The organism is Halostagnicola sp. A56 (assembly GCF_000691505.1).
Lineage (GTDB): Archaea > Halobacteriota > Halobacteria > Halobacteriales > Natrialbaceae > Halostagnicola.
Window position 1 is genome coordinate 1 of the sequence record NZ_JMIP02000024.1, and the last position, 21,631, is coordinate 21,631.

The following is a 21,631-nucleotide window of genomic DNA, read 5'->3' on the forward strand; positions in this document are numbered from 1 at the left end:
TCCTTTCGGGCGACCTTCTCTGTTGGGCCTGTTGAAATCCTCTGTTCAGATTCTTTCACCTGTAAAAACCACGCCCATTACATCTGCTCGTCGTACAGTTGGTTCGCACGGATAATAACGTACAGAAGAACGATCCCGCTGCCGACTGCAAGGAGAAACTGCGTTGTGAGCGAGAATATGACCTGTAATACTGTGAATTCCACGACGAATTCGGTTATTTTCAGGACTAAGATTGGAATCAAAGCGACTGCAACAACGGCGCCGATAAGCTTGGCCAGAGAGAGGGCTTCGTCGAGGATTTGACCTGTATCGAGTGCTCCCGATTGGGACGTAAAGAACGGCTTTGGAGGTGACATCATTTAGGAGTGATTACGCATCGTATATCTCCTCTGTGATCTATTCTAGACAATTTTCCGGTCATTCATAAAATTTCCATAATGGTCGAACTCCGGACTTTTCTTTTATTTAGCAAGCCAATAGTGGTTCCTTCTACGGACAGAAACACATCTAAGTTGCAAATTACTCCGAGCTGACTGGCTTGAGGAAGATCCACAAGAGATTGCTAGTCTATACCGAGACGGAGAATTGAATACACTTGATCTCGTTCGTCGATACGGCGTTATTCTGGATTGGGCCAACGGTGAATTGCTGGAACAGACAACAGCCCAGTACCGGGATATGCTGCACGAGCGGGCTAGGTCTGAGTGGGCATAGCAGAGATTAGTATCTTCTGTTGTGTTGAATGGCGGTCTAATAGGTAGATATCATGGACTAGATGGTTGAAGTTGAAAAACTCAACTCTGTCCATAGAGATCGATCCCTTCGACGTTATTGAGCAGTGTCGTGACCTGGCTAATCTTGATATTCGCCATCACTAACATAGAATTACTTTGTAATCCACTCTAACTACCACTCACCATCTATTCAACACAGGGGTTTTTTAGTGTGGTGAACTGCTGGCCATGCTAATTAGCTGTTACTCTCATCCTGTACTCGCGTCGAGATTCCCGTGTTGTTTGCTTTGCTGAATTAATCGTAGTGCTGGCAGATTCAGTACTATCGTCAGTTGCAGCAGCAGTCCGAGAATGAATAACTCCACGAGGAAAGGAAAATTCGCAGTGATATAACTAACTGAGGCGTCAAGTGGAGTTGTTGTTTGACCGTTTACTGTAATAGGAAATAAGAAAAAACCGACGCTTATAACAAACGTAGATATGAATTTGAGCGATGATTTCACCCCTATTACTCTAGTATCTACATCACTAATACTCAATTCATCCTTCTTTGTTGGATCATCTGTTAACCCATCTCCATCTGACCAGACATCCTTGTCAAACATGGCCAAGAGAATCAATACCACAGGTAGTAATAAAGGTACTGATTCTCTTTATGTGATCGACAAAGGAACCTATACTTGGTAGCTCTGCAGTTCACTTAGCGTGTTCCGTCAATTGCTTGGTCCATTTTGTGGCGTCAAAGTGATGAAATATAGCACATAACCCCGCTAGTAAAGCTTAGATCCTCGCCTAACCCATATTGGTACTTGTTCCTAAGTGTAGAATCATCAGGATGGGTTTCCCATGAGTGAACCAGTAGTGTTCGCCCTATTATCAACTACAAACGTATGGTTGTAAATCGGTTACAAAAATATTACATTTGTATGCTTGTAATAGAAATGAGCATGAGGAGGAGAAGATCGAATTTCCGAAAAACGGACCGAGCCGCTGTTCGATTTCGTCGATATCGCTCTGTTCGACTCCATCGAATCGATTCTTCAAAAAGTTCGGATCCATGACGTGGACGTCGGCGTCCATCTCGTAGAAGACCTCCGGATCGATGGATGCGTCGTTCGAGAGTGTGATCATGTCGCTCGTGTCCACGTCGACGCCCGGAATTTCGTCGTAGTACTGGGTGTGGTATCGATTGACAAGCCAGGCACTCGTCGGTGGATCCTGGCCGAGCGCGATGCCCATGTCCGCCCAGCTCCCGTTGTTCGCGGCCCACGTCTCGGGGACCGAGTCGAACGACACCTCTCCGACCGGTTCCATCGTTACGCTGTAGGATTCCCCATCCGCTGGCTCGTCTCCCGAGCTGGAATCGTCGATACAGCCGGCGAAGAGCCCGGCGCTCGCGACTGCGCCGCCATACGCAACACATTCACGCCGACTCAGTGTCCCATCCGCTTCGGTTGATCGCTCCATATGTTTAGGCCTGCCTAAAATATTAAAGAGGTTTCGATCCAGAACCCGCGGCCGAGATATTTTGCGAGCGACGCTGTTCGATCGGACTCGCTCCGACGATGATTCCGAGACGAATGTTCTATTTGTTCGGAGAGCTCGATGCGGTCCTCGATCGCCATCAAGTTCTTGCGGGTCGGCTTGACATCTTTGGCCATGTTGTGGAAGGCTTGCGCTCCCAGTCAGATAACTGTTTACAGTTTGGTCGTCGTGGGTCACGCGGAGTCCCCGAGGCGAAAGCCGCCCGGCGGGACGAGGGTTGTCACGAGAGAAACGCGTACAAAAGGAGCCCGAAGGCGAGGTGTTGGACCATCGTCTCCTCGACGGTCGAGCGGACCTGTTTCTCGTTCGCGACGGCGTACTCTTTGGTTCGGATTTCCGAGCGCATCGAGAGGACGTCGTCTTCCTCGAGTGCGTGGAGCCGGGGGTAGACGGTTCCCGGACTCAGTTCCGTTTCGAAGAGCCGGTTCAGGTCCGTGAGCAGCTCTTTCCCGTGTGTTTCACCGTGTAACGAGATGAGAACGAGCAGTACCTCGTCGAGGTTCTCCTTGACCAGTGTGTCCTCGAAGTGAACGTCGTTGGTCTGGAGAACGTCGTTGACCTGCGCCATGAGTTCCTCGAACTCGTGTTCGATGTCGACCGGTTCCTCGCGCTCGTTTACCGGCGTTTCGTACGATTCCGACGTCCGTTTCGTAGCAATCACTTTCGATAGTTTCGCGAGAAGTGACGTGCTTTCTGGTCGTGTTCGCACGCTGTCCGAACAATTCGAAAGCGGTGACGACGTTTTTGAAAATCTCAGGACAGTGGGCCATCGCCCCGAAAAATGCGGAATCGCCGTACCATCCGGATTCTGCGTCTTCGATAAGTTCCGCTGCTTCTCGATCGTCTACCTCATCGGAATCAAGGGCTGTTGGTCGTGATGACATAGAACAAACTACTGTGTCGGCCATGTTATAGTTTATCACTATCCTCACGATAACTATCCTCAACGAAGGGCTGAAGAGATCTCCCTCCGAAGTTACAGAAACAGTCACAAACGGCGAGTAATATAAGATGGTGGCGATTGACAATACAAACGACAGATGACGGCAGATGGATCCAAAGATTCGTCCGAACCACCATCGCTCGCACCAAAGAAAATCACGAACCGGTTTGCTAATTTAGAGATCGGCGATACGATTTCGGTGAACAACCGGGACCTCACGTATGAAGTGATCGATACGGACAACTACTCGATCATCGCCGAGGATGCGGACAGCCATCAAGTAACCATCTCTCAGAACCTCCAATCGGGTGGCTGGACTATTAACGAACAGGTCTTCCACATTGAGACAAATCGTGACTGAGCCCGTTATTTACTGCTGTTGAAGATACAGCTGAAATTCTAATTTGTTCTTATCGTCACCGACGGCGTCGGAATACACCTTCTGGAGTGACGTTGAAAGCGACGGTTCCGCGAGTTCCGAGTCATCACAGAGACGATCCGCAAATCGCTGAACCCGATTCGCGTCAGTACCCGGCGACCGAAGCACGGCTCCGTCGCAATCGGCGAGCGAAAGCGATTCGATCCTTTCGACGACTGAATCGAACTCGTCAGATTCACCTACGAAGACGCTCCTGAACTCTTTCGTCTCGTGAGTGAGAACGTCATTGGACCGGGAATTGGCCACATTCTCGTCACTGTCTCGATCAGCAATCGTCTCTTTAATGGTCGTCAAAATTTTTATGAAGACGAAGATATAGATACCGCGATCAAGAAATCACTTGAAACAGTGAAGACAGATATTCGCTTTGTCCTCGTGAAATATTATGGCATTCTGACGACGCTTCTCGAGCACATCGATACAGAGGTACCTGACTGGATGTTACGGTTCGACCAGATGCTTGAGATGGGTTCAATGCGTTATAATCGAATCAAACTGATGTCTATGGGAGTGGATCGGTCAGTAGCAGTGAACCTCTATATACCGGACAAAGTGGAGGACGTCGTCAACTATCTACAGGAGAATCGCAGTTCTATAGCGCCATTCTATCAGCGACACCTTGAGAATCAAGGTATCTTCTGAAGCGATTAAAGGTGCACAAGTGAGAGGGACCGGACTTCTCGTTTGGTCTGCCGCAGCGACTCTACCATTTGAGGACAATCACTATTCGAAGCTTAGGATGACTGAAGCCGACCAGTCAGAAACCTAATTTACAACAATCGAGGTTGTATTCTCTGAAAGCAGACGGAGTCATCGTTCTGTTCATTTTGTCCGTAGTGACGATTCCGTTCCTCGTATCTCTGCCGCTATTCGTTCTCGTCGGCGTTGTCCCGGGTAATCCTGTAGAGATGGTGGGATTTCCCGTTGTTGGGGCGGTTGGCGTAGTCGTAGTCGCCGTTCCGTTTCTGCTGTTGTTATTCAAATTCTGGTTCGCACCTGAGGCCTGTGTCGTCGGCCGATATGGCCCCGTCGAAGCACTTCGAGTTAGCTGGCGAATCACGACGAACTACCGCAGCAAATTCGCGCTCATCCTCGTCATCGCCGTTGGAAGTGCAATCAGCCTCTATCTCTCAGCACACCTCCCCGATATGGGGGCGAAACTGGCTTTTCACCCCGCTTTGCGCATGATTTCAGCGAGTTTCGGTGAATTCCTCTCTATCGTATGGGCGAGCGCCTACGCGCACATCTACGTGCAAGGAGTCGTTTCGTGATTCAGGTTCGAGAAGCGAGCGAGTCGTCGAGATCGTCTGGGGTGATACTCGCAGACCGACTCACCGAAAGCCACACGGTGGGATTTGAACAACTCTCAGAGAAGGGTGTTGACATCCACGAAAACCAGTCTATCACACGGACAGATTTCCACGAGTTCACCGATGAGTATGATCTCGTCGTTGATGCAACCGGTCAGCCATCACTCTCTAGTAAAGCGCTCGGAACAACCAACGAGTATTCAGGATATATGGTAGCGCTTAACAGTGATGTCGAAGGGGACTTCACCGAGTTGTACCCGAACAGCCGGATAATTCTGGAGAACTATACAGGGTACTCGTGGGCATTCCCGAAGACATCGCAACGAGCCAACGTTGGTATCGGCTGGACGGTCAGTGACCGGCCTAATGATTATATGAAGGCATTGAGGGAAGCCTGTGAGCGGAATGGGTGGCCAGTCCCGTCGCAGGAACGGACGAACGTCGCAATCATTCCCGAGGGACCAAGCCTTGATCCCGACAGAACCCATCTACCGGAGCATTCAGTCGTACGAGTGGGTGATGCTGCAGGTATAGCAAACCGACTCACCGGAAAGGGGATCTCACAGGCCGTTGAATCGGGATTCTTGGCCGCAGAGCTGGCTAACAGAAGCCAATTACACAATTATCCTGATAGATTATATCAGAGGATGAAAACGGAGTACATTTTCGCCACAGTTGTGAGATACTTTCTTGAAACTAATCGACGAGGCGGCACAGATTTTCACTGGAGTTGGAGCTGACCAACATCGTGCGAAACAGTTAGCGAAGGTCTTGAAATTGGCCCGGAAATCCAACGCACATATGTTCTTGATAGGTCAGGATGGGAAGGACATCGACAAGGCATTACGGGCTCTGTGTACAGTCTTTGTGCATAAATCGGCTCTCACGCAGGCTAAGATATTCAAGACAATCAAAGACCGGCAAGGAGAAGACCTCATGGGCCGGTTAGATGGTGTTCCACCGACAGATATCCACTTTAAGACGTACGATGAAGGCAAATTCATCTTTGATGACGAGGATAAAGACGAAGATGACTTTGCGTCCAAGGAAGAGTTTGAGAACTTCAAGCAGGAGAAAGAGGACGAGAAACTTGCTGCCGTCTATGCTTTCACAGACCGCTCCATGTCTGATATGGTTGCGTTTAGTGATTACACGAGCAAGTCTACTGTTCGTGAGAAAATCAAGCAGCACAAAGACGAACTGCTCGATGAGGATGCTGACTTGATTGATGATAATAAGCTCAAGACTCTCCAGAATATGAGGTGAAATAGTCGGAATTTTCCCTATTTTTCTTTTTTGTCGCTCGCTCTCACACGTGCTCGATGGAGAGGAACTATTCATATATCATCGACAAGTTGACAATAGTCGCTCTGAATTCGTTTTTTATGCCCTCTGAAACGATTCTGCTGCTTCGTTCGATTCGCCGCTGGATATTGCTAAGTACGGCCCTACTCGGAATCGGAGTAGTCATCCTCACAGGCTTAATGCAGGAGAATCTTCGAATCGTTTCGAGTTGGATTGGTGGGGCAATCGCACTCGCCGCTGCTGGACAATTTGTGCGAACATATATTCCTGGTCTAGCGAACGACCGTCCATCAGCAGAGTGAGCAAGTGAGTTCCGCGAATAGGATGGTAAAAAGCGACGCTGTTGAATCAGTAGCGGCTACCAAATTTTGAGAGGGTCTGGTCGGTGTACTGTTATCAATCAGACTCCGATGACTCCAGACCGTAATCCGCTGGATCGTACTCGTCACCTATGGACAGTACCAACAGTATGCCAAACCCGACAACTGAGAGATAGAAGGGGTCCAGTTGAATTGGCCCCACAGTGATTAGATCGGTTCCAGGCCTAGAGAACACGACTGTCACTAGTAAGCCGCAAAACCCGATAACGGGATGGTGGTAGTGATGTATTTTCGTCCATATCCGAAGCCACTTCCCCATACCGTCCTTATGATCGCTATTACTATGTTCTCTTGGGCGTTCAGTTCGCATCTGTAGTGGGCGTGTCTCTCACGCTAAAATACATCTGAAGAAGTTGCTTTCAAATGCGCCTGAACACCGATACTGAACGGCGATGCGTGCGCGTATTTACTGCCGTGTAGCTTATGTGTCTCTATTTACTAGTTCAACTATGATAGGCAATATAAATCCTACCACGAGGATGGGAGACCTTGCCGTCGATTTAGATAACGAATCAGTCGACTACTCTAATGCAGATACGGAAACCAAATACACTGGTCCTGTGACCATGAATGTTTCAGTCGGGCAAACAATCACAGTATCACAGTATACTGAGGAAACACCACTCAACGCATCAGAATTACAAGACGGCGTGGTGATGGACGACGGACATGGTAACGATGTGGAAATCAGCATGGAAACTACATCCGAGGAGGAGCCGAACGATGATGACGGCTTACCAACAGACGAGAACGAAACCACACACGAGGTCGACGTGGACGTTTCTAACGCTGATGGTGTTGTAGATGGTGCATCGGTTACGATTGATGGAGAGACGGCTGAGACGGATTCAGAGGGTCTTGTGACGTTCGAATCTATCGAAGATGGTAATCACACTGTGAGCATTGAAATTGGAGAGAAAACTGTTGAGGAGACCGTGGACATCACAGACGATGGAACTGTAACTGTGGATACGAGCGAGGAGACCGTAGACTTCGAGGAGGAGACTAAAGCTGGTGGTGGCGGTGGGTCTGGAGAGGGTGGAGCAGGAATTGTGTTTGCTATTATCCTCTTCTTCACATTCGTCGTATTATTTGTTAAGGCGGCCATCGTAGCTGCTTTCATCGAACTCATCTCATAGTATTTTAACCCGTTCGTCGTTGAATCTTTGTTCTTTGAATGTATATTTATTATTGTATGTTTAGGATATTGAAGATTTCTCATCGACGAGAACGATTTATTTGCTGGTGAAGCCTGCGAATGGGAGCTGGAGTCACCGGAGTTAGCAGTCTTCGCTTAGGCAGGGTAGAGCAGTATTTTCACCCGGATTCTTTCATTTGAAAACACAGTTCTTGATATGAGTGTATCGGATGTCGTAGACTCTCTTTGTCAGGAGTGGCGTAAGGAAGCTGGTGAACTGGAGGATAGACCTGAGGAAATTAAAGAACAGCAAGACAGCTTCTACAAAGGGAGTTGGGATGCTGCCCGTGAACGCGCAGAACCAGATATAAAACGGAAAGCCATAGAGGACTGTATTGAGGATCTCGAAGAGAGTAGCTCGATAGATGAGTTCTTAGAATCGTTAGCGGATTGGCGGAAGGAGGCAAACGAACTGGATAAGAGAATCTTGGACTCGAACGAAGGGTTTAGAAAATCCACACGACGACGGCAGTTAGAGGCTTGAATTGACGAATTCGAGGAGGCGTTCCCCGACGATAATTTTGATGAGTGCTACCGATGCGGATCTCTACAAGTGCCGGTTAGTGATAAAAGACGTAGTGAGGGGTACCGGTGGGAGTGTGAAGAGTGCGGATATTAGCGTACTATGTGCGAACCTTGATGATCTGTATCCGGCGCTTCTGGGCATATTCCTGTGTGACAGGGGAGAATCCAGACGCATTATCTGGAACGAAGCGGTCTACGGGTGCAAGCCGCTCAAAATACTGTTGGACTCTGGTGTGAACGGAACCGACTGCCTCTCATCTATGGTGATTCCGCTATCTAACGTTCGCATCGCAAGGCCAGCTTCACCTGTCGTCACCGATTCTCTGTAGGCTCATATTCCACTTTGTTCCGTAGGAGGTTCTATATGAGACTCGCATTGGAATCGTTCCTCAACCTAGTTACCACTCGGAATTACGCTGCCCTGTTGACTCCAAGCTCCAGAAGAGGGAATTTATCCTCCACGTACTAATTCTCGAGCGTCTAGATCGCCATTGAGGTACTGTTCCCCTTCTCGGGTTATGTCGTAGACACCGTTACCGAGGTGGACAAGAAGCCCGTAGGCTACTAGCGTTTTGCAGCGAGCGTTGATGTGTTGGCGAGAAAAGCGAACGCGACCGCTATCTGCCATTTCCTTGGGAGTGTCGGGGCCCTTTTCAGCGAGATGTTCCAGAATTCGATCATCAGCGCGAGACATCCAGTCAGCATCACTGGCGGTGATGAAGAGAGGTTTTCAGAGAAATCAGTGGTGGGAACTCGGTTCTGTTCTGAAAAGAACCGAATCGTAGATTGTCAAACACTCAGTACAGGAAAAGCAGGTCTCGACTTACTCTCAATCGGAATACCCAGACACTAATTTGTCAAGTCAACGATCGTTGAATACGCCGCACCGGAAACGTGGTGTTCAGTCACGGCAACACGGCGAAGATCATCGTTGGTTGTGGTCTCAACACGATATCCCGTCTCCACGAGATCGTCCGTGCAACCTCCGAGCCAGTTCGAGTCATCAGCAGCGACAATGAGGAGATCCAGCCGGTCTTGGGAATCTTCGTATGCTGCATGCGCCAATTCGACCGTTCCACAACTACTCGAACCATACTGGACTGTTCCTCGGACGATAACGGTATCGCCGTCAACGGTTACATCCGGCGGATCCTCGACTCGCAACTCTGCTTTCACTTCCTCAAACTCCGTGTCAAGTCCGATTCCCGGCACCCGGTCGAGACAGCCAGCAATGGAAGGAGCCAATGCGATTCCAATACCTTCGAGAGCTGTACGACGTTTCATGTCAATGGATGTAGCTCGAATAGTGATGTATCTTCTCCAAAACTAAACAGCGGTCTCAGACTACACCTCGCTCAGCTCGCATACTTACTTATCGGTCAGTTCACTGAAAGGGCGGGTGTGATCAAGACCGTAGGAAGTATTATATGATTCTCAGTCGATATTGCTATTGGTTGTTCCCAAGTGGGAGTTCAAATTGTTTGTTTTCGCTAACCCTGTTGAGAACGATGCTGGTGTTTGATTGGCGGATATCTGGGTCTGTGATCAGCGTTTTAATCTGGTCGTTCATATCAGGCAACTCTTCGTCGGACAAAGTAAACGTATTCGTGGCAGATACAAAGTATTTGTGAACTAAATTAACTGTTCGTGTGGGTCGTTTTACTGTAGGGTGAATTACCCCAGAGTAAATTACTTGCCGCTGCATCGTATACTGTGACGTATGAGCACCGATTTCGGAGCGACTGACGGGGACGAGACTGCGCCACGGCCCAACGGGTCGTAGCTGTCCGTTACGGCTACGCCAATATTGGTTAAGTCTCCGTCCTGCTTACCGAGATCCGTCCGGTTCGGGTCCATATCGGGCTGATCCACAGCGCTGGCATTCCCACATTGACTGTCCATCCCACTCATCAGCAGGAACCTCTTCGAACTCGAGAAATCGATGAACAGTCTCGCAATCGCATGGTCGACACTCGAGGTGTGTCTTGTTTGGACGTTCACACCGATCACCCGAGATCGGGGACTCCGAATCGGATCGATGGAGGCCAATCGCTGGCACCAGCCAGACATCGTCATCTGCGTCCTCGAGGGTGGTCACAAGACAGTCTTCAGTCCAGATTGGACTCCCAGTCTCATCATAGAAGTACGTCGCATGCTCGGCGCCGTGATGTGACTCTCCCCACACTGTCCGTTCACGAGCTGTCGAGAGCAGTTGTGTACCATTCTCAGACGTGACTCGAGTCGTCCTCAGATATGTTTTACCGTGGAATACATAGTCACTATACGCACATTTTGAGAGTGATCTAAGACATAGCAGTGAGTAGAACTGCGTTTCGAAGTTGCTTTGTCATTCGAAAGAAGTGCCTTGGCTATGCAGGGTGAGTCGAAAAAGAGTTCGATCCCGACGCCGAAGTCGACGGCGTCCGTTCGGTCCCCGCCGACCGTTTCACACGCCAGTATCGTCACCATCGGCCGCACTCGTTTCCCCCCCGAGAGCGTCACGTGGCGAACTTCCGAACTGAGCGTCTCCGGATCGAGACCGTCGACGACCTCGACGAGACGCTCCTCGACTAGCGCCCGGCGGCGCTCGAGAAGTTCCATTACCAGCGCTTCGAACGGGGGAAAAAAGTACGTGACGGTTACGGCCGAAGCTGTTCGGTCCCTCGAGACGGCGCGGACGGGTTCGAAATCAGCGAAACGACGAAAATAGCGCTACTAATCCATGTTACTGGAACTGCTCGGTCAGCGCCGGTACGACGTCGAAGAGGTCGTCGTGGATCGCGTAGTCTGCGATGTCCATGATCGGCGCGTTCGGGTCCGTGTTGATCGCCACGATGGTATCGGAGCCTTTCATCCCGGCGACGTGCTGGACTGCCCCCGAGATCCCGATGGCGATGTAGACGTCAGGCGTGACGACCTTGCCCGACTGACCGACCTGCCGGTTTTTGGGGAGCCAACCGTTGTCGACGATCGGTCGCGACGACGACAGCGTCGCGTCGAGCGCGTCGGCCAACTCACGGATGATATCCAGATTTTCTTCCTCTTCGATCCCGCGTCCGATCGAAACCAGCACGTCCGCCTCGCTGATGTCGACATCGCCGCCGCCGACCTCCTCGAAGCCGGTCACGCTCGAGCCGATGGCGTCCTCGTCTATCTCTACGTCGAAGGCCTCGATTTCGGCATCGCCGGTGCCTTCCGCAGTCGGCCACTCGGCGCTGCGGATGGTGACGAGCGCCGATTCGGCGTCGACCTCCACCGTGGTTTCGACCTTGCCGCCGTACATCTCGCGGTTGGCTATCAGGGTCTGGCCGTCGGCCTCGAGGCCGACTGCGTCCGTGACGATCGGAAGGTCGAGTTCGTCCGCAACAGCAGGAGCGTAGTCGAGGCCGTTGACGCTGTTGGGCGCGAGCACGTACTGCGGGGCGATCGCATCGTAAAGTTGCGTGATCGCCTGCGTGTAGACGTCGTGGTTGAACTCCTCGCCGTGGGAAACGGTGTGGATCGCGTCGACGCCCTCGCGGTTCGCTTTCTCGGCAAAGTCGTCGACGGGGCCGCTGATGATCGCCAGATGGAGGTTGCCGCCGGTAACGTCTGCGAGTTCGCGTCCGGCGGTGACGAGTTCGTAGCTGACGTCTCGGAGTTCACCGCGGCGGTGGTCGGCGACAGCGAGCACGTCCGTCATTGTGCCACCCCTTTCTCGCGGAGCAACTCAGCGAGTTGTCCGGCCGTGTCGTCGGCACCGCCCTCCCAGACGGTTACGTCGCTCTCGGTCTCGGGTTCGTACATCTCACTGAGCTCGAGGTCGCCTTCAACGGCACTGGCGTCGACGCCGAGATCGGCCAGCGTCTGCACGTCGAGATCCTTGCGCTGGGCCTGGCGAATGCCGCGTAGACTGGCATAGCGCGGTTCGTTGATCCCCGTCTGGATCGTCAGCACCGCCGGCAAGTCGATGTCGGTGAGCTCTTCGACGCCGCCCTCGAGTTCGCGTCGCACAGAGGCGACGCCATCCTCGAGGTCGTGTTCGAGGCCGTTGACGACCGCGCCCCACTGGAAGTCGACGGCACTGGCGAGCGAAACGCCTGTGGCGCCGAAGCTGTCGTCGCCGGATTGAACACCAGAGAGGACGAGATCGGGTTCTTCGGCTTCGACGACGGCTTTGAGGAGCTCCGTTTTCGCGCCCACGTCGAGCAGGTCGACCCCCTCGAGGGCGTCGTCCCAGACGCGGATGGCGCGATCGGCGCCTTTCGCGAGCGCCTGGCGGATGGTCTGCTCGCAGTCTTCGGGGCCAATGGTGACGGTGACGACCTCGTCGGCGAGGCCGGCTTCCTGGAGTTGGACGGCCTCCTCGACGGCGTAGTCGTCCCACTCATTGAGATCGGCACCGAGGTACTGGTCGGCGATCGCCGTTCCCTCGATCTCGAACTCGTCTTCGACGGTCGCGACCTCCGTAACCGGGACCAGAACGCACAGCCCGTTGCTCATGCGGAACTCTCCTCTTTCGGTTCGAATCGGTAGAAGACGCGTTCGTGATCGGTCGGGCCGTCGATTTCGACGATTTTCAACGAGACGGGATCGCCGATCTCGAGATCGTCGTACGCGGCGTCGTCGATTCTCGCCGAGAGCATGACCGGACCGAGATCGACAGCAGCGACGACGTACGGGACGTCGTGTTCGCTCAAACCAAGCGGGAGACCGCCGCGGACCTCCGAGAACGCGAACAGTTCGCCCTCGTGGGGAAGATTCACGTACTCGAGGTCGTCGCTCGTACACTCCGGACACACGATCCGCGGCGGGAAGTGAATCTCTCCGCAGTCGGTACACTGTGTCGTCGTGAGCCTGTCATCGTCGAGGTTCTCGTAGAACTCGGCGATCTGCGTGTGCTCGTCGGTCTGGAGTTCGTAGAAGTCGAGCAATCGCGGTAGCTCGACGTCGTCCGGGACCGAGACAATTTCTCTGTCGGATTTTATGGTGATGAGCGGTGGGCCGCTGAAGGCTTCGTCCGCTTTGAGCGGGATGCGTAACTGGTCCCAGTAGAATCGTCATATAGGCCGCTACGAATTTTATTATTACTCTCCGGTCGGTAGAAGTAGCAACACGATCGCTGCAAGGGCGTCGAGTCGGCGACGCGGTCGCCGACGATGATTCCGTCCGCCCTACAGCGTCGCTTTTCTCAACACCATGTCCACAGTGTCACCCACACTAGCAGACGATCACGTCTCGGCGCAGCGGGCTTTCGACCGACTCGTTTGGCACAACCCTCGCGTGTGTAACGGCTGTTTCGAGCACGTCCGGGAGGTCCAAGAAGGAACCTTCAGCGGCGGCGTTTACGACCACGCTGTCGAAGAACGGAAGCGAACACCACAGGCCACCCTCGAGCAGGGAATCGTCGATCACGACGAGTACGGTGAGAAGACGTCCACGCCACCGATGACGACCTGTCGGACCTGTGCTCGGATCGGCTGCTGGGCTGACGACGACACTCTATCGAAGATTCAGGCGCTTCGCCTCATCGGCCCACTCGCACACCGCCTTCGCGAGCAGGGTCTCGAGTTCGACAAGTCGGTTCTTCGGAGAGCCGTGCGCCTGTTCAAAGAGCGTGACGACGTCCAGGGCTACGACACCGAAATTTTCCGTCGATCAGTGAAGCTCGCAGTTCTTCGGGGTAATTCCCATGACCGATAATCGGACCGCAACGCGACTGATAAAGACGGCCATCGCCGGCGTTATATCCCTAAGCCAGACGCTATTCTTTCGGACTCGGACGTGAGATATTTATTGGAAGACGATATTTGTCAGTTCCCCTTGGTAGAGATCGAGAGCTCACCCTTCGATCCGGCGAGATCTAGCTGTTGTCATTCTTGCAGCAGTCAATCAGACGTCCATCTGGTAGACGTGCAAGGATAACGACAATGCTGTCTGCAACGATACTAACACATATCGGCTACATACGCACAACCGAAAGTAGCTTGAGAGCATTGCTAGCCGTCTTCTCCAAGAGTTAATGATGGCGATTCTCGAACTTCACCGGTTGAGGGTTGTCTCTATCGACTACGTCTATAACCCCTTCCACGAAACATACGCCTGTGAAGAAGGTGAATTCTGCCGTATGCACGCTAAAAACGGAACAACGGCATGCCATCGGTACTGCACGGCGTGTCTCATCTCGAACGGAAAGCCAGTGATGTTGGCAATAATGTACGTCCGTAGTGATGAGAAAGTGGCAGATGCGGTCAAGCGCGTCCTCGACCGCGTCGAAGCCTGTTCCTTCGAGATAAACTGCTCTTGGCTGATCGTAGCTTCTACAACGAACGTATTCTGACAGGCGTCAACAAACCTGCTGGTTGATCAAATATTGTACTTCCCACATAATCTTGAATCGCGCACTCAGTCTCGTTGCGCGTCGAGATGATGGATCTCATGCTTAGCCTACAGGATGAATTCGATACATCCTATATCTTCATCTCCCACGATCTCTCGAACGCGAGATACTTCTCCGCCCACGGTGGCGGGAAGATCGGCGTAATGTACCTCGGAGAACTCGTTGAAGTCGGGCCCGCTGAGGATATGATCAACGACCCGAAACACCCCTACACGAACGTACTACGTTGGGCTACGCCCGACTTGGCACTGCGCGAAACCGGGGATCCACCAATGCGAAAAATCGATGTTCCTGACCCGGTGGACCCGCCGAGTGGCTGCCGATTCCACACACGCTGCCCGAAGGCGACTGAAGCCTGTCGTCGGGAAACCCCATCCGGCTATCAACACGGAGAGCAGACAGTCGCTTGTTTCCGCGAAGATGAGGATCACGAGTACTGGGACTCCCCTGAACTCACTGACTAGCCTCAGACCGCCCGTTCGTTTTTCACTGTGGCGCTAATCTGCCTGACGTTCGTTGTCCGTTCATCGGAACACAGGACACGGTGAAAAAGCTTATTCGGATGACGGACGCAGATGAGTCACATGTCTTGGAAGGAATCGTTTTGGGCGGTTGTCCGTGACTATCAGACGCAGTTAGGAATGCTCTGGATGTTTCTGGTGTTCATGCTGATGCTCACCGCCATCACACTTCTGTTCGGTGAGCGTGGAACGGAATCATATACGCTTGCGATAGTCAATCTCGTGATCGTACTCGGATTCGGATCAATTGTCAGCATTGTATAAACTTAGTCATAAGGCTAGCCTCTGCAGCAACTGATGCCCCAACAATCACTTCAGCGAATCCTACAATCGTAGCTATTGCTGCAGTTTTTGGTTCAGGGATACCAAGCACTGACATGATTGGTACGAGAGGAGTTGCGATAACTTCGAAAGCAACTGTGTATGCGTTTAATGTAAGCGCAAATAGACCGATGACAAGAACAGTGCCAGTAAGAGTTGCAGTAAGCTTGAGTCCGTCTTTTAGCCCTTCTAGGGTAGCTTTTGTGATTGTAGGTCCTTCCTTTGAATCCTCTACCGCACTAACAGATGCTAAATGGAGGTATTCTAAAGGTGAACCAGAGAACTCTTGCTCTGGTTTTGGGTCGGCAATGTATTCTTCTGGAATTTGGTTCAGGGGAGGGATTCGAATGACCACTACAGCTGTAATTATGGTGCATACAAGATATGCTACAATGACTGGGAAGAAATAGGGTAAAATACCAAGTATCCCGGCGATAACTGCGAGGGTTCCTACGCTCGCAGTAGCGAAGCAAGTACAGAGAATAAATACCTCGCGTTTATGATACCTACCTTGGTCAAAAAGCTTTCGTGTGAGATAATAGCCGACACTAAATGAACCAAACCAGGAAGCAGCAGTATCTAATGCTCCACGTCCTGGTAAAACCCAAAGCAAAAATTGTAGACATAGCTGAATTATCCTGCACAAAAAAGGAACCAGCCTGTATCAGTCCAAATACCACTACTAATGCAGCGATAGTCTTCTGATATTTTCTCTGGACCATACTACCAGTGTATAAACACAGTCACAAATCTTCTTCTTCGACTAGATGTATACCCTTTACTGACAGTTCCTCAATCCAACTGCCGTGGCCGGGAGGGCGACTCGAGTACTACGAGAGTCGCACGACTCGGGGGAGGGCAGGCGGTTCATACCTCTAAAACCACGAGTGAGCCCGAAGGGCGAACGAGTGGGCCGACGACTGATGTGGAGACCCTTCGGGTCGAACGGAAGGAGGAGTGCTTTTCATCAAAGCTAAGCGGGATCGAAGATCCCGCGAAGTCCAAAAGAGTGCTTTGCACTCTTTTGAGGATTTTGCCGAGGGCGCGGCTCGCCGCGCCCGCAGCGCAAAAGTTTGGTGTAAAAGTTTGTCTCTAGTCCATCCCGATGTACGTCTTCGTGTCGGCCACGCCCTCGAGCCCCTGTACGTCCGAGGAGGCCGTCTGTAACACGTCGTAGACATCGGGAACGTCGACTTCGACGATGATGTCGTAGGTGCCGGCGACGATGTGGGCCTCCGCGACCTGCTCGAGCGCTCTGATGTCCTCGAGCAGCCGCTCGGATTTCCCGGCGGCCGTCTTTACCATGATGAAGGCGTGGACCATTGCTCGATAGTGTGGTACTCTCTGGCACGACTAAAACCTTTCCCGAAAATCGACCGTGGCGCTACAGCGAAACGTACGTGATTAGATCGTCGATCACGGTATGAATGAAGTCCTCGGAAACGCGAGCGACTGCTCGGTCGATGTCGCGCTCCCGTAACGAAACGACAGCTCAGGGTGAGACGAACGATTCTCGCTCGAGCGTCCCAGCTTCGAATGCGCTCTCATCCTTCTGATCAAGTTACTCTTGTAACTGATCGGTTTGTTATCCTTCTGTTTGTTTTCTTGCTCAGTTCTTCGTTCCGCTGCTCAAGCTGAAGCAACCGAGAAAAGAACCCTTCTTTGGTGAAATCGTCTGTGTTCATAGACCCCACTAACCAGCTATGACAGCAGAGGCAATGAGATGGGTTCTACAGCGGATCCCATCCCTGTAAATCATATCCGTTGTCTGCAGACTATTCATATCGCGTCCGTTGGACGCTTTCTACGAAACAATACTGAAACCATCTCGGGCTAAACACATGCACCCAACCTAACAAGAGCCGATTTCAATCTAACCCTGGTGGTGTCGCATATCCGTAATCAGCAGTTAGAATTGATCCTGTTGCTGATTTCGAATCTTCTGAAGCGAATAGTACGTAGTACGCAACATAATCTTCGAGAGAAGGTTCGATATCCAGTAAGTGTGCCGAGCGTTCGAAGACCAAGTTGGTTTCTCCACCAAGCTCGGAAATTCCCTGCAACTGGGTTGGAGCAAACCCTGGAGCCACACCGTTAACCCGGATTTCGGGGGCGAGTTCGTATGAATTTGAGTCACTTCCTGTTGATTCCTTAAAGAAGTTCTCTCGTGATGTCGTTGGGAAGAAATATTATGAATTATTTAAAAATATATAATAAATCGTAGGATAAGTCCCACTTGAAGTCCCTGAGTATTGAGGAAACTATTGGCTGTGGCTAATGGCACCGTCTAGTTTAGTACCTCCACCGGTGTCTGCCCGTCGAGTGACTGGTGCGGTCATTGTTTTGATGGGGTTTCGCTCGATGTAGTCGACCCGACCGCTCAAACCTACTCGAGTGAGGACGGTCAGATAGCCGTAGCTATCGACGAGAATCCAGCCGCGGAGAGATCATGTTTCCTGGTCAACCGATGGAGAAACGCAGCAGCTGAATCGGTGCCTTGCCGTTCGAAGACTGCGATATCTAGAATTAGTCGCGAGTCGAGGTCTGTTGCAGCGTATACCCAAGACCAGTTGCCGTTGATCTTGATAGCAGTCTTACCGATCGTGACCCGCGACGACGACGCCGTCGGTGGGTCTGTCACGCTGTCAGACAGCCAATGCATCCAGTGACAGATCGCTTGATGAGACCGTCGTACGCCGATTAGGTAAAGAATCGCTTGTGTCTCTCCAAGCGAACAGCTGGTCGCGTAGAGCTGGACGGGGAATACCCTGCCGGGCGTCGCCGTCCGCTCACGCTCTCAAGCTTCATCAAATTCCGCCGCATAAGACTCGTTGACCAGGTCTGCGAGCTGATAACCAACCCAACTCTACGATCTGCTCGCTTCTTGAACCGCGCTAACTAGACAGTGCCCCACCAACAATCCTTTAACCATGAGTGATAGTTATTTTAACCAGTACTATAAATACTAACTTCTACAGATGAGCGTCCACAGTTGCTTTTGTTCCTTGGGATCGAACGCTTCAATCCCATCCCCTGACACATAGATCGCATTGTTTGAGACTGCTGGTACAGCAGATTCCCCAGTAGTATATTCCCATATAATTTCTTCTCCGTTAATATCGATTCCATAATATTTGCCATCTAACGTCCCAACATAGGTGGTGTCTGATATGACAACAGGTATGGTTGGCTCACTATCTAGCCTAATTGACCATGCTTTTTCTGGTTTACTGTTAGGACCACTGTTCGGTGCAACAGCGGTATTCGCTGCATCGTAGTGCGCCATCGGCCAACTCCCGTATTCGCTAGCAACTTCCTCGCCTTTTGGACCATCCCCATCCGTTTCGCTCCCGTCATTCTCGGTATCACTCGCACAGCCAGCGAACGTCGCGGCTCCCGCCGTCGCCCCGACACAGGCCGTCAACCAGCGACGCCGAGTTGCCATCTGTCTATCAAACATAATGTTTCTCTAGTTTAACCTATCTAAAATAATCTTTCCGATTTCTATCGTACAATTTGAACTCGAGCGGCTGATAGAAGCAGTACGGAAATCCAGTGAATCGTGTGGTGGATCGGTTTGCTAGCCACGTACTCTTTAAATCGGGATGAAAGTAATTACCGTTTTCGGTGATCGTGACCAACAGATACGCCCGGTCGCGTTTGCCAAACAATTTGATAGATCACCGCATGCCGCACGGAAACCAGCGGCACGCGGCTCAACTTAAACAGTTTTCTTGGTTTGATCGATACAGACTACTGTGGCGACCATCTCCCGCTGCATTTTCAGTTCCTCGCGGAACGTTTCTTGCTCCTCAGCATCAGATTGGGCGACTGTACGACGTGGATTTTGACGGCCCAATGGCACTTATTTGAGCAACCGCCAGCAACTCGGAATCGAGTACTCGGCATCGTGGCCGCGTCGAGATACTGCTGGACGAGCGCCGGCGCGTCAACCCCAACTTCTTCGGGTGGGTCGTGGACAGGTTCTTCGAATTCTTGTTACTCTTTTTCTGAGAACTTTCGCTTTCTCCCAGATCGGTAAGCATCAGTAACGGCCTACTCAAGCGACTCGACACTGACGAGTCGCTTGAGCCAACTGTAGATTGTTCGCCGGCCGGTGTTATGCCACTCGGCTAGTTCAGTCTGCGTAACGCCGTTTTTGTACGCAGTTGCCGCTAACAGCCGCTGTGTCGGCTTCTTTCCCTCGACGTTGTCGAGTGCATCGTGAAGTTCTTCGATGGAGATCTCGTCGAGATGATCCACTAGAAGCTACAACAATCAATGGGCAGAGAATTCTAACGGTGGTCGCTCAGAAGATACCGGAGATAGAGTGTTCAAAGTCCACGATCTGTTCCAAGAATTCCTCTACGAGCAACTCGATAGCCCAGAAAACCTCCACCGAGCAGCGTTCCAATACTACGCAGAGAGGCTCTACGATGAGGTTGAGGGAAGTGAAGCACCCATACTGGGGGGATTTGTGTACGGATTGCTTGGGAATGCCCACTTGCAAGAGATTTATGACGGTGACCCGGCGGTCGAACAATTTCGTGAGGAAGTCGACCGACTGGAGTTTGAGCCTCACGAACGCCTTCAGTTCATATTCGGATACGCTCCATACGCACCTACACCTGAGGACCAATCCGCTACACTGCTCGCTCTGGAGTTAGATGACTATACGGAATGGATTCGTGGTCTGGAACCAGAAGATGACGGGGAAGAGCTAAAATTCGAGTTCGTCGGAGTGCTGTTCGATTTGATGCGGGCCACAGTCCGACCCAATACCGATGTCGAATTCGAGGATTCATCTGTGGAGATCTATACAGCGAACGCCTATCCGGGGTGGTTCCAACAGTTCCGATTTCGCAACTACCAATCGTGAACGCTGAAATCTGTAACTCAGCGGCAAATATGTTTCCGTGGGTGCCAGCGCTCACTCCAACTGCGTGGGGTACCCTCTCTCTTTCCCAATGTGTCCCTTGTCGTTCGCATCGAGAGCTGTGTCTTCTCACACTCCCAACAGTTATGTCGAATGACATTGTAGGGTAATGCACGCCAGGTCTGTGTGGGCCTTCCGCCCCCAGTCATCCCCACCTGGCGGCTTTCATTTATCACTGTGAGCGGTGCCTTGAGTCGTAGCTTCTGATAGTAAGGCAAAACGTTCATTAGGGTGACTTAGCTAGAATTACCTGCGCTCGGGGAGAGTGTAGGGGGCGTCTGTTGTTGCCAACAGACCGATTGACACACCACATCACTACGTCTTCCCGGACGCAACTCAACGACACGCTCCATCCTACTCGGCCTTTTGTGCAGGATTTTAAATACAAAGCCGCGGCCAGACCCCACCATGTCCGCAGCACGACGTGACGACAACCTCCTGATCGCAGTCGCATTGGCTTGTTTCTCGGTCCAGTTCGAAATTGCCCCTTCGAAGTTAACCTCGATGGCGCTGATGACATTGATCTCAACGCAGTTATGACTGACTTCGACGCTGGCGACTACGAGTTCGAGTTTAACCACACGGACTCGGTGGCAAGCGACAACGCGACAATCGAAGTTAGTGACAGCGAAGCAGATCACAGCATCGACGCCCCAGTTGTGACCGAAGGCGACAGTGAGAACATCACCGTCGGTCTCCAAGATACCGACTCTGCGGCCGTGCAGGTCGGTGACTTCGAAGAGAACAACTACGAAGTTGGCTTCATCGTCGAGGACACCGAAGGTGACTACGACGAAGTCAACATCACGATGAACTCCTACAAGGCCGGTGGCGGTCACCTGCCTGACTCGGCAACTGGTAACTTCGATGAGTTCGCCGCAGCCTGGAGTACTGACCAGGAGGACGTTACACTCACTCCCGGCTACGTGAACATGACTGACGGAGATGAGATCTTCGTCACTGACGCGTTCGCTGAAGAACTCGGTTACAACAGCGCTTCGGATCTCGACTCGAGTGGAGACCTCAGTGCTGACGTCACTACGTACGGTGACGGAATCGCTGTCGACAAGACGTTCGATAGTCCATTGGCCGCAA

23 protein-coding genes and 9 pseudogenes are annotated in these 21,631 nt (G+C 51.8%); 14 read left to right on the top strand and 18 right to left on the bottom strand.

The genetic code is table 11. The features are described 5' to 3' along the window. Nucleotides 1-77: 77 nt before the first annotated feature. From EL22_RS14040 to EL22_RS14050, 5 genes and pseudogenes are all read right to left on the bottom strand, one after another. On the bottom strand, nucleotides 78-356 hold the full coding sequence (locus EL22_RS14040; protein WP_050052102.1) for a hypothetical protein: 279 nt from the start codon (nucleotides 354-356) through the stop codon (nucleotides 78-80). A 626-nt stretch (nucleotides 357-982) separates the two neighbouring features. Next, nucleotides 983-1,339 (bottom strand): hypothetical protein, encoded by a 357-nt coding sequence (locus EL22_RS17350; RefSeq protein WP_156184151.1) that lies wholly within the window; start codon nucleotides 1,337-1,339, stop codon nucleotides 983-985. A 271-nt stretch (nucleotides 1,340-1,610) separates the two neighbouring features. Further along, nucleotides 1,611-2,201, bottom strand: a complete 591-nt coding sequence (locus EL22_RS14045; protein ID WP_050052086.1) for a hypothetical protein — start codon at nucleotides 2,199-2,201, stop codon at nucleotides 1,611-1,613. Nucleotides 2,202-2,326: 125 nt separating this feature from the next. After that, nucleotides 2,327-2,395, bottom strand: a pseudogene (locus EL22_RS19385) (V-type ATP synthase subunit D); the annotation flags it as partial. 104 nt (nucleotides 2,396-2,499) lie between these two features. After that, a complete protein-coding gene (locus EL22_RS14050) occupies nucleotides 2,500-2,988 on the bottom strand; it encodes a helix-turn-helix transcriptional regulator (protein ID WP_050052087.1) in 489 nt (162 codons plus the stop codon). A 331-nt stretch (nucleotides 2,989-3,319) separates the two neighbouring features. Here EL22_RS14050 and EL22_RS14055 point away from each other — a divergent pair, with 331 nt between their 5' ends. The 7 genes from EL22_RS14055 (at nucleotide 3,320) to EL22_RS14090 (ending at nucleotide 8,338) form a co-directional block, all read left to right on the top strand. Further along, on the top strand, nucleotides 3,320-3,583 hold the full coding sequence (locus EL22_RS14055) for a hypothetical protein (RefSeq protein ID WP_050052088.1): 264 nt from the start codon (nucleotides 3,320-3,322) through the stop codon (nucleotides 3,581-3,583). A gap of 288 nt (nucleotides 3,584-3,871) precedes the next feature. Continuing rightward, nucleotides 3,872-4,303 (top strand): hypothetical protein, encoded by a 432-nt coding sequence (locus EL22_RS14065; protein WP_050052090.1) that lies wholly within the window; start codon nucleotides 3,872-3,874, stop codon nucleotides 4,301-4,303. A gap of 194 nt (nucleotides 4,304-4,497) precedes the next feature. Continuing rightward, nucleotides 4,498-4,932 (top strand): hypothetical protein, encoded by a 435-nt coding sequence (locus tag EL22_RS14070; protein ID WP_156184152.1) that lies wholly within the window; start codon nucleotides 4,498-4,500, stop codon nucleotides 4,930-4,932. A gap of 41 nt (nucleotides 4,933-4,973) precedes the next feature. Beyond that, entirely contained in the window at nucleotides 4,974-5,711 is a 738-nt protein-coding gene (locus EL22_RS14075) for a tryptophan 7-halogenase (protein WP_231587972.1), read from the top strand. A 37-nt stretch (nucleotides 5,712-5,748) separates the two neighbouring features. After that, the gene (locus EL22_RS14080) at nucleotides 5,749-6,237 is read left to right on the top strand and encodes a hypothetical protein (RefSeq protein WP_231587973.1); all 489 of its coding nucleotides are present in this window, start codon (nucleotides 5,749-5,751) and stop codon (nucleotides 6,235-6,237) included. 898 nt (nucleotides 6,238-7,135) lie between these two features. After that, the gene (locus EL22_RS14085) at nucleotides 7,136-7,795 is read left to right on the top strand and encodes a hypothetical protein (RefSeq protein WP_050052092.1); all 660 of its coding nucleotides are present in this window, start codon (nucleotides 7,136-7,138) and stop codon (nucleotides 7,793-7,795) included. Between the two features lie 216 nt (nucleotides 7,796-8,011). Further along, complete coding sequence (locus tag EL22_RS14090; protein WP_050052093.1) at nucleotides 8,012-8,338, top strand: hypothetical protein; 327 nt, start codon at nucleotides 8,012-8,014, stop codon at nucleotides 8,336-8,338. 492 nt (nucleotides 8,339-8,830) lie between these two features. Here the strand turns inward: EL22_RS14090 and EL22_RS18640 are convergent, their stop codons facing one another. The 3 genes and pseudogenes from EL22_RS18640 to EL22_RS18645 form a co-directional block, all read right to left on the bottom strand. After that, complete coding sequence (locus tag EL22_RS18640; protein WP_082146804.1) at nucleotides 8,831-9,073, bottom strand: winged helix-turn-helix domain-containing protein; 243 nt, start codon at nucleotides 9,071-9,073, stop codon at nucleotides 8,831-8,833. Between the two features lie 155 nt (nucleotides 9,074-9,228). After that, a complete protein-coding gene (locus EL22_RS14095) occupies nucleotides 9,229-9,663 on the bottom strand; it encodes a hypothetical protein (protein ID WP_050052094.1) in 435 nt (144 codons plus the stop codon). A 163-nt stretch (nucleotides 9,664-9,826) separates the two neighbouring features. Continuing rightward, nucleotides 9,827-9,964, bottom strand: a pseudogene (locus EL22_RS18645) (Lrp/AsnC family transcriptional regulator); the annotation flags it as partial. A 357-nt stretch (nucleotides 9,965-10,321) separates the two neighbouring features. Between EL22_RS18645 and EL22_RS17370 the strand changes: the two are divergent. Continuing rightward, nucleotides 10,322-10,552, top strand: a complete 231-nt coding sequence (locus EL22_RS17370) for a hypothetical protein (protein ID WP_156184153.1) — start codon at nucleotides 10,322-10,324, stop codon at nucleotides 10,550-10,552. A 214-nt stretch (nucleotides 10,553-10,766) separates the two neighbouring features. Here the strand turns inward: EL22_RS17370 and EL22_RS17375 are convergent. The 4 genes and pseudogenes from EL22_RS17375 to EL22_RS14120 form a co-directional block, all read right to left on the bottom strand. Beyond that, nucleotides 10,767-10,980: pseudogene (locus EL22_RS17375) on the bottom strand (polyprenyl synthetase family protein); the annotation flags it as partial. A 124-nt stretch (nucleotides 10,981-11,104) separates the two neighbouring features. Beyond that, complete coding sequence (locus EL22_RS14110; RefSeq protein ID WP_050052097.1) at nucleotides 11,105-12,061, bottom strand: electron transfer flavoprotein subunit alpha/FixB family protein; 957 nt, start codon at nucleotides 12,059-12,061, stop codon at nucleotides 11,105-11,107. After that, entirely contained in the window at nucleotides 12,058-12,849 is a 792-nt protein-coding gene (locus EL22_RS14115; RefSeq protein WP_050052103.1) for an electron transfer flavoprotein subunit beta/FixA family protein, read from the bottom strand. The genes EL22_RS14110 and EL22_RS14115 overlap by 4 nt, the downstream gene beginning before the upstream one ends. Nucleotides 12,850-12,857: 8 nt before the next feature. Beyond that, nucleotides 12,858-13,352 carry a Zn-ribbon domain-containing OB-fold protein gene (locus tag EL22_RS14120; RefSeq protein WP_050052098.1) on the bottom strand — a complete coding sequence of 165 codons (495 nt, stop codon included), beginning with the start codon at nucleotides 13,350-13,352 and terminating at the stop codon, nucleotides 12,858-12,860. A 205-nt stretch (nucleotides 13,353-13,557) separates the two neighbouring features. Between EL22_RS14120 and EL22_RS14125 the strand changes: the two genes are divergently transcribed. The 4 genes and pseudogenes from EL22_RS14125 to EL22_RS14135 all read left to right on the top strand — a co-directional run bounded on the left by EL22_RS14125 (nucleotide 13,558) and on the right by EL22_RS14135 (nucleotide 15,543). Continuing rightward, on the top strand, nucleotides 13,558-14,061 hold the full coding sequence (locus EL22_RS14125) for a hypothetical protein (protein WP_050052099.1): 504 nt from the start codon (nucleotides 13,558-13,560) through the stop codon (nucleotides 14,059-14,061). Between the two features lie 45 nt (nucleotides 14,062-14,106). Continuing rightward, nucleotides 14,107-14,697, top strand: a pseudogene (locus EL22_RS18650) (ISH3 family transposase); the annotation flags it as partial. Between the two features lie 60 nt (nucleotides 14,698-14,757). Then, nucleotides 14,758-15,222: pseudogene (locus EL22_RS14130) on the top strand (oligopeptide/dipeptide ABC transporter ATP-binding protein); the annotation flags it as partial. Nucleotides 15,223-15,342: 120 nt separating this feature from the next. After that, nucleotides 15,343-15,543, top strand: a complete 201-nt coding sequence (locus tag EL22_RS14135) for a hypothetical protein (protein WP_050052104.1) — start codon at nucleotides 15,343-15,345, stop codon at nucleotides 15,541-15,543. Here the strand turns inward: EL22_RS14135 and EL22_RS17385 are convergent. From EL22_RS17385 to EL22_RS14145, 6 genes and pseudogenes are all read right to left on the bottom strand, one after another. Next, nucleotides 15,530-15,955, bottom strand: a complete 426-nt coding sequence (locus tag EL22_RS17385) for a hypothetical protein (protein WP_156184155.1) — start codon at nucleotides 15,953-15,955, stop codon at nucleotides 15,530-15,532. The two genes, EL22_RS14135 and EL22_RS17385, sit on opposite strands and share 14 nt — an antisense overlap. Nucleotides 15,956-16,692: 737 nt before the next feature. Beyond that, a complete protein-coding gene (locus EL22_RS14140; RefSeq protein ID WP_050052100.1) occupies nucleotides 16,693-16,923 on the bottom strand; it encodes an Lrp/AsnC family transcriptional regulator in 231 nt (76 codons plus the stop codon). Nucleotides 16,924-17,468: 545 nt separating this feature from the next. Beyond that, nucleotides 17,469-17,711, bottom strand: a pseudogene (locus tag EL22_RS19390) (SDR family oxidoreductase); the annotation flags it as partial. 198 nt (nucleotides 17,712-17,909) lie between these two features. Beyond that, nucleotides 17,910-18,439 (bottom strand): annotated as a pseudogene (locus EL22_RS16295) (DDE-type integrase/transposase/recombinase); the annotation flags it as partial. Between the two features lie 126 nt (nucleotides 18,440-18,565). Further along, nucleotides 18,566-19,060, bottom strand: coding sequence for a hypothetical protein (locus EL22_RS17395; protein WP_156184156.1), 495 nt, complete (start codon nucleotides 19,058-19,060; stop codon nucleotides 18,566-18,568). 98 nt (nucleotides 19,061-19,158) lie between these two features. Continuing rightward, nucleotides 19,159-19,863, bottom strand: a pseudogene (locus tag EL22_RS14145) (IS630 family transposase); the annotation flags it as partial. A gap of 67 nt (nucleotides 19,864-19,930) precedes the next feature. Between EL22_RS14145 and EL22_RS14150 the strand changes: the two are divergent. Then, nucleotides 19,931-20,479 carry a hypothetical protein gene (locus EL22_RS14150; RefSeq protein WP_050052101.1) on the top strand — a complete coding sequence of 183 codons (549 nt, stop codon included), beginning with the start codon at nucleotides 19,931-19,933 and terminating at the stop codon, nucleotides 20,477-20,479. Nucleotides 20,480-21,072: 593 nt separating this feature from the next. Further along, nucleotides 21,073-21,631: pseudogene (locus tag EL22_RS14155) on the top strand (hypothetical protein); the annotation flags it as partial.

Excerpts from the sequence above, each read along its gene's own strand:
- EL22_RS14040 (WP_050052102.1), bottom strand. The coding sequence starts at position 356 with ATGTCACCTCCAAAGCCGTTCTTTACGTCCCAATCGGGAGCACTCGAT.
- EL22_RS17350 (WP_156184151.1), bottom strand. The coding sequence starts at position 1,339 with ATGTTTGACAAGGATGTCTGGTCAGATGGAGATGGGTTAACAGATGAT.
- EL22_RS14045 (WP_050052086.1), bottom strand. The coding sequence starts at position 2,201 with ATGGAGCGATCAACCGAAGCGGATGGGACACTGAGTCGGCGTGAATGT.
- EL22_RS14055 (WP_050052088.1), top strand. The coding sequence starts at position 3,320 with ATGACGGCAGATGGATCCAAAGATTCGTCCGAACCACCATCGCTCGCA.
- EL22_RS14085 (WP_050052092.1), top strand. The coding sequence starts at position 7,136 with ATGGGAGACCTTGCCGTCGATTTAGATAACGAATCAGTCGACTACTCT.
- EL22_RS14090 (WP_050052093.1), top strand. The coding sequence starts at position 8,012 with ATGAGTGTATCGGATGTCGTAGACTCTCTTTGTCAGGAGTGGCGTAAG.
- EL22_RS18640 (WP_082146804.1), bottom strand. The coding sequence starts at position 9,073 with ATGTCTCGCGCTGATGATCGAATTCTGGAACATCTCGCTGAAAAGGGC.
- EL22_RS14095 (WP_050052094.1), bottom strand. The coding sequence starts at position 9,663 with ATGAAACGTCGTACAGCTCTCGAAGGTATTGGAATCGCATTGGCTCCT.
- EL22_RS17370 (WP_156184153.1), top strand. The coding sequence starts at position 10,322 with ATGAACAGTCTCGCAATCGCATGGTCGACACTCGAGGTGTGTCTTGTT.
- EL22_RS14110 (WP_050052097.1), bottom strand. The coding sequence starts at position 12,061 with ATGACGGACGTGCTCGCTGTCGCCGACCACCGCCGCGGTGAACTCCGA.
- EL22_RS14125 (WP_050052099.1), top strand. The coding sequence starts at position 13,558 with ATGTCCACAGTGTCACCCACACTAGCAGACGATCACGTCTCGGCGCAG.
- EL22_RS14135 (WP_050052104.1), top strand. The coding sequence starts at position 15,343 with ATGTCTTGGAAGGAATCGTTTTGGGCGGTTGTCCGTGACTATCAGACG.
- EL22_RS14140 (WP_050052100.1), bottom strand. The coding sequence starts at position 16,923 with ATGGTCCACGCCTTCATCATGGTAAAGACGGCCGCCGGGAAATCCGAG.
- EL22_RS17395 (WP_156184156.1), bottom strand. The coding sequence starts at position 19,060 with ATGTTTGATAGACAGATGGCAACTCGGCGTCGCTGGTTGACGGCCTGT.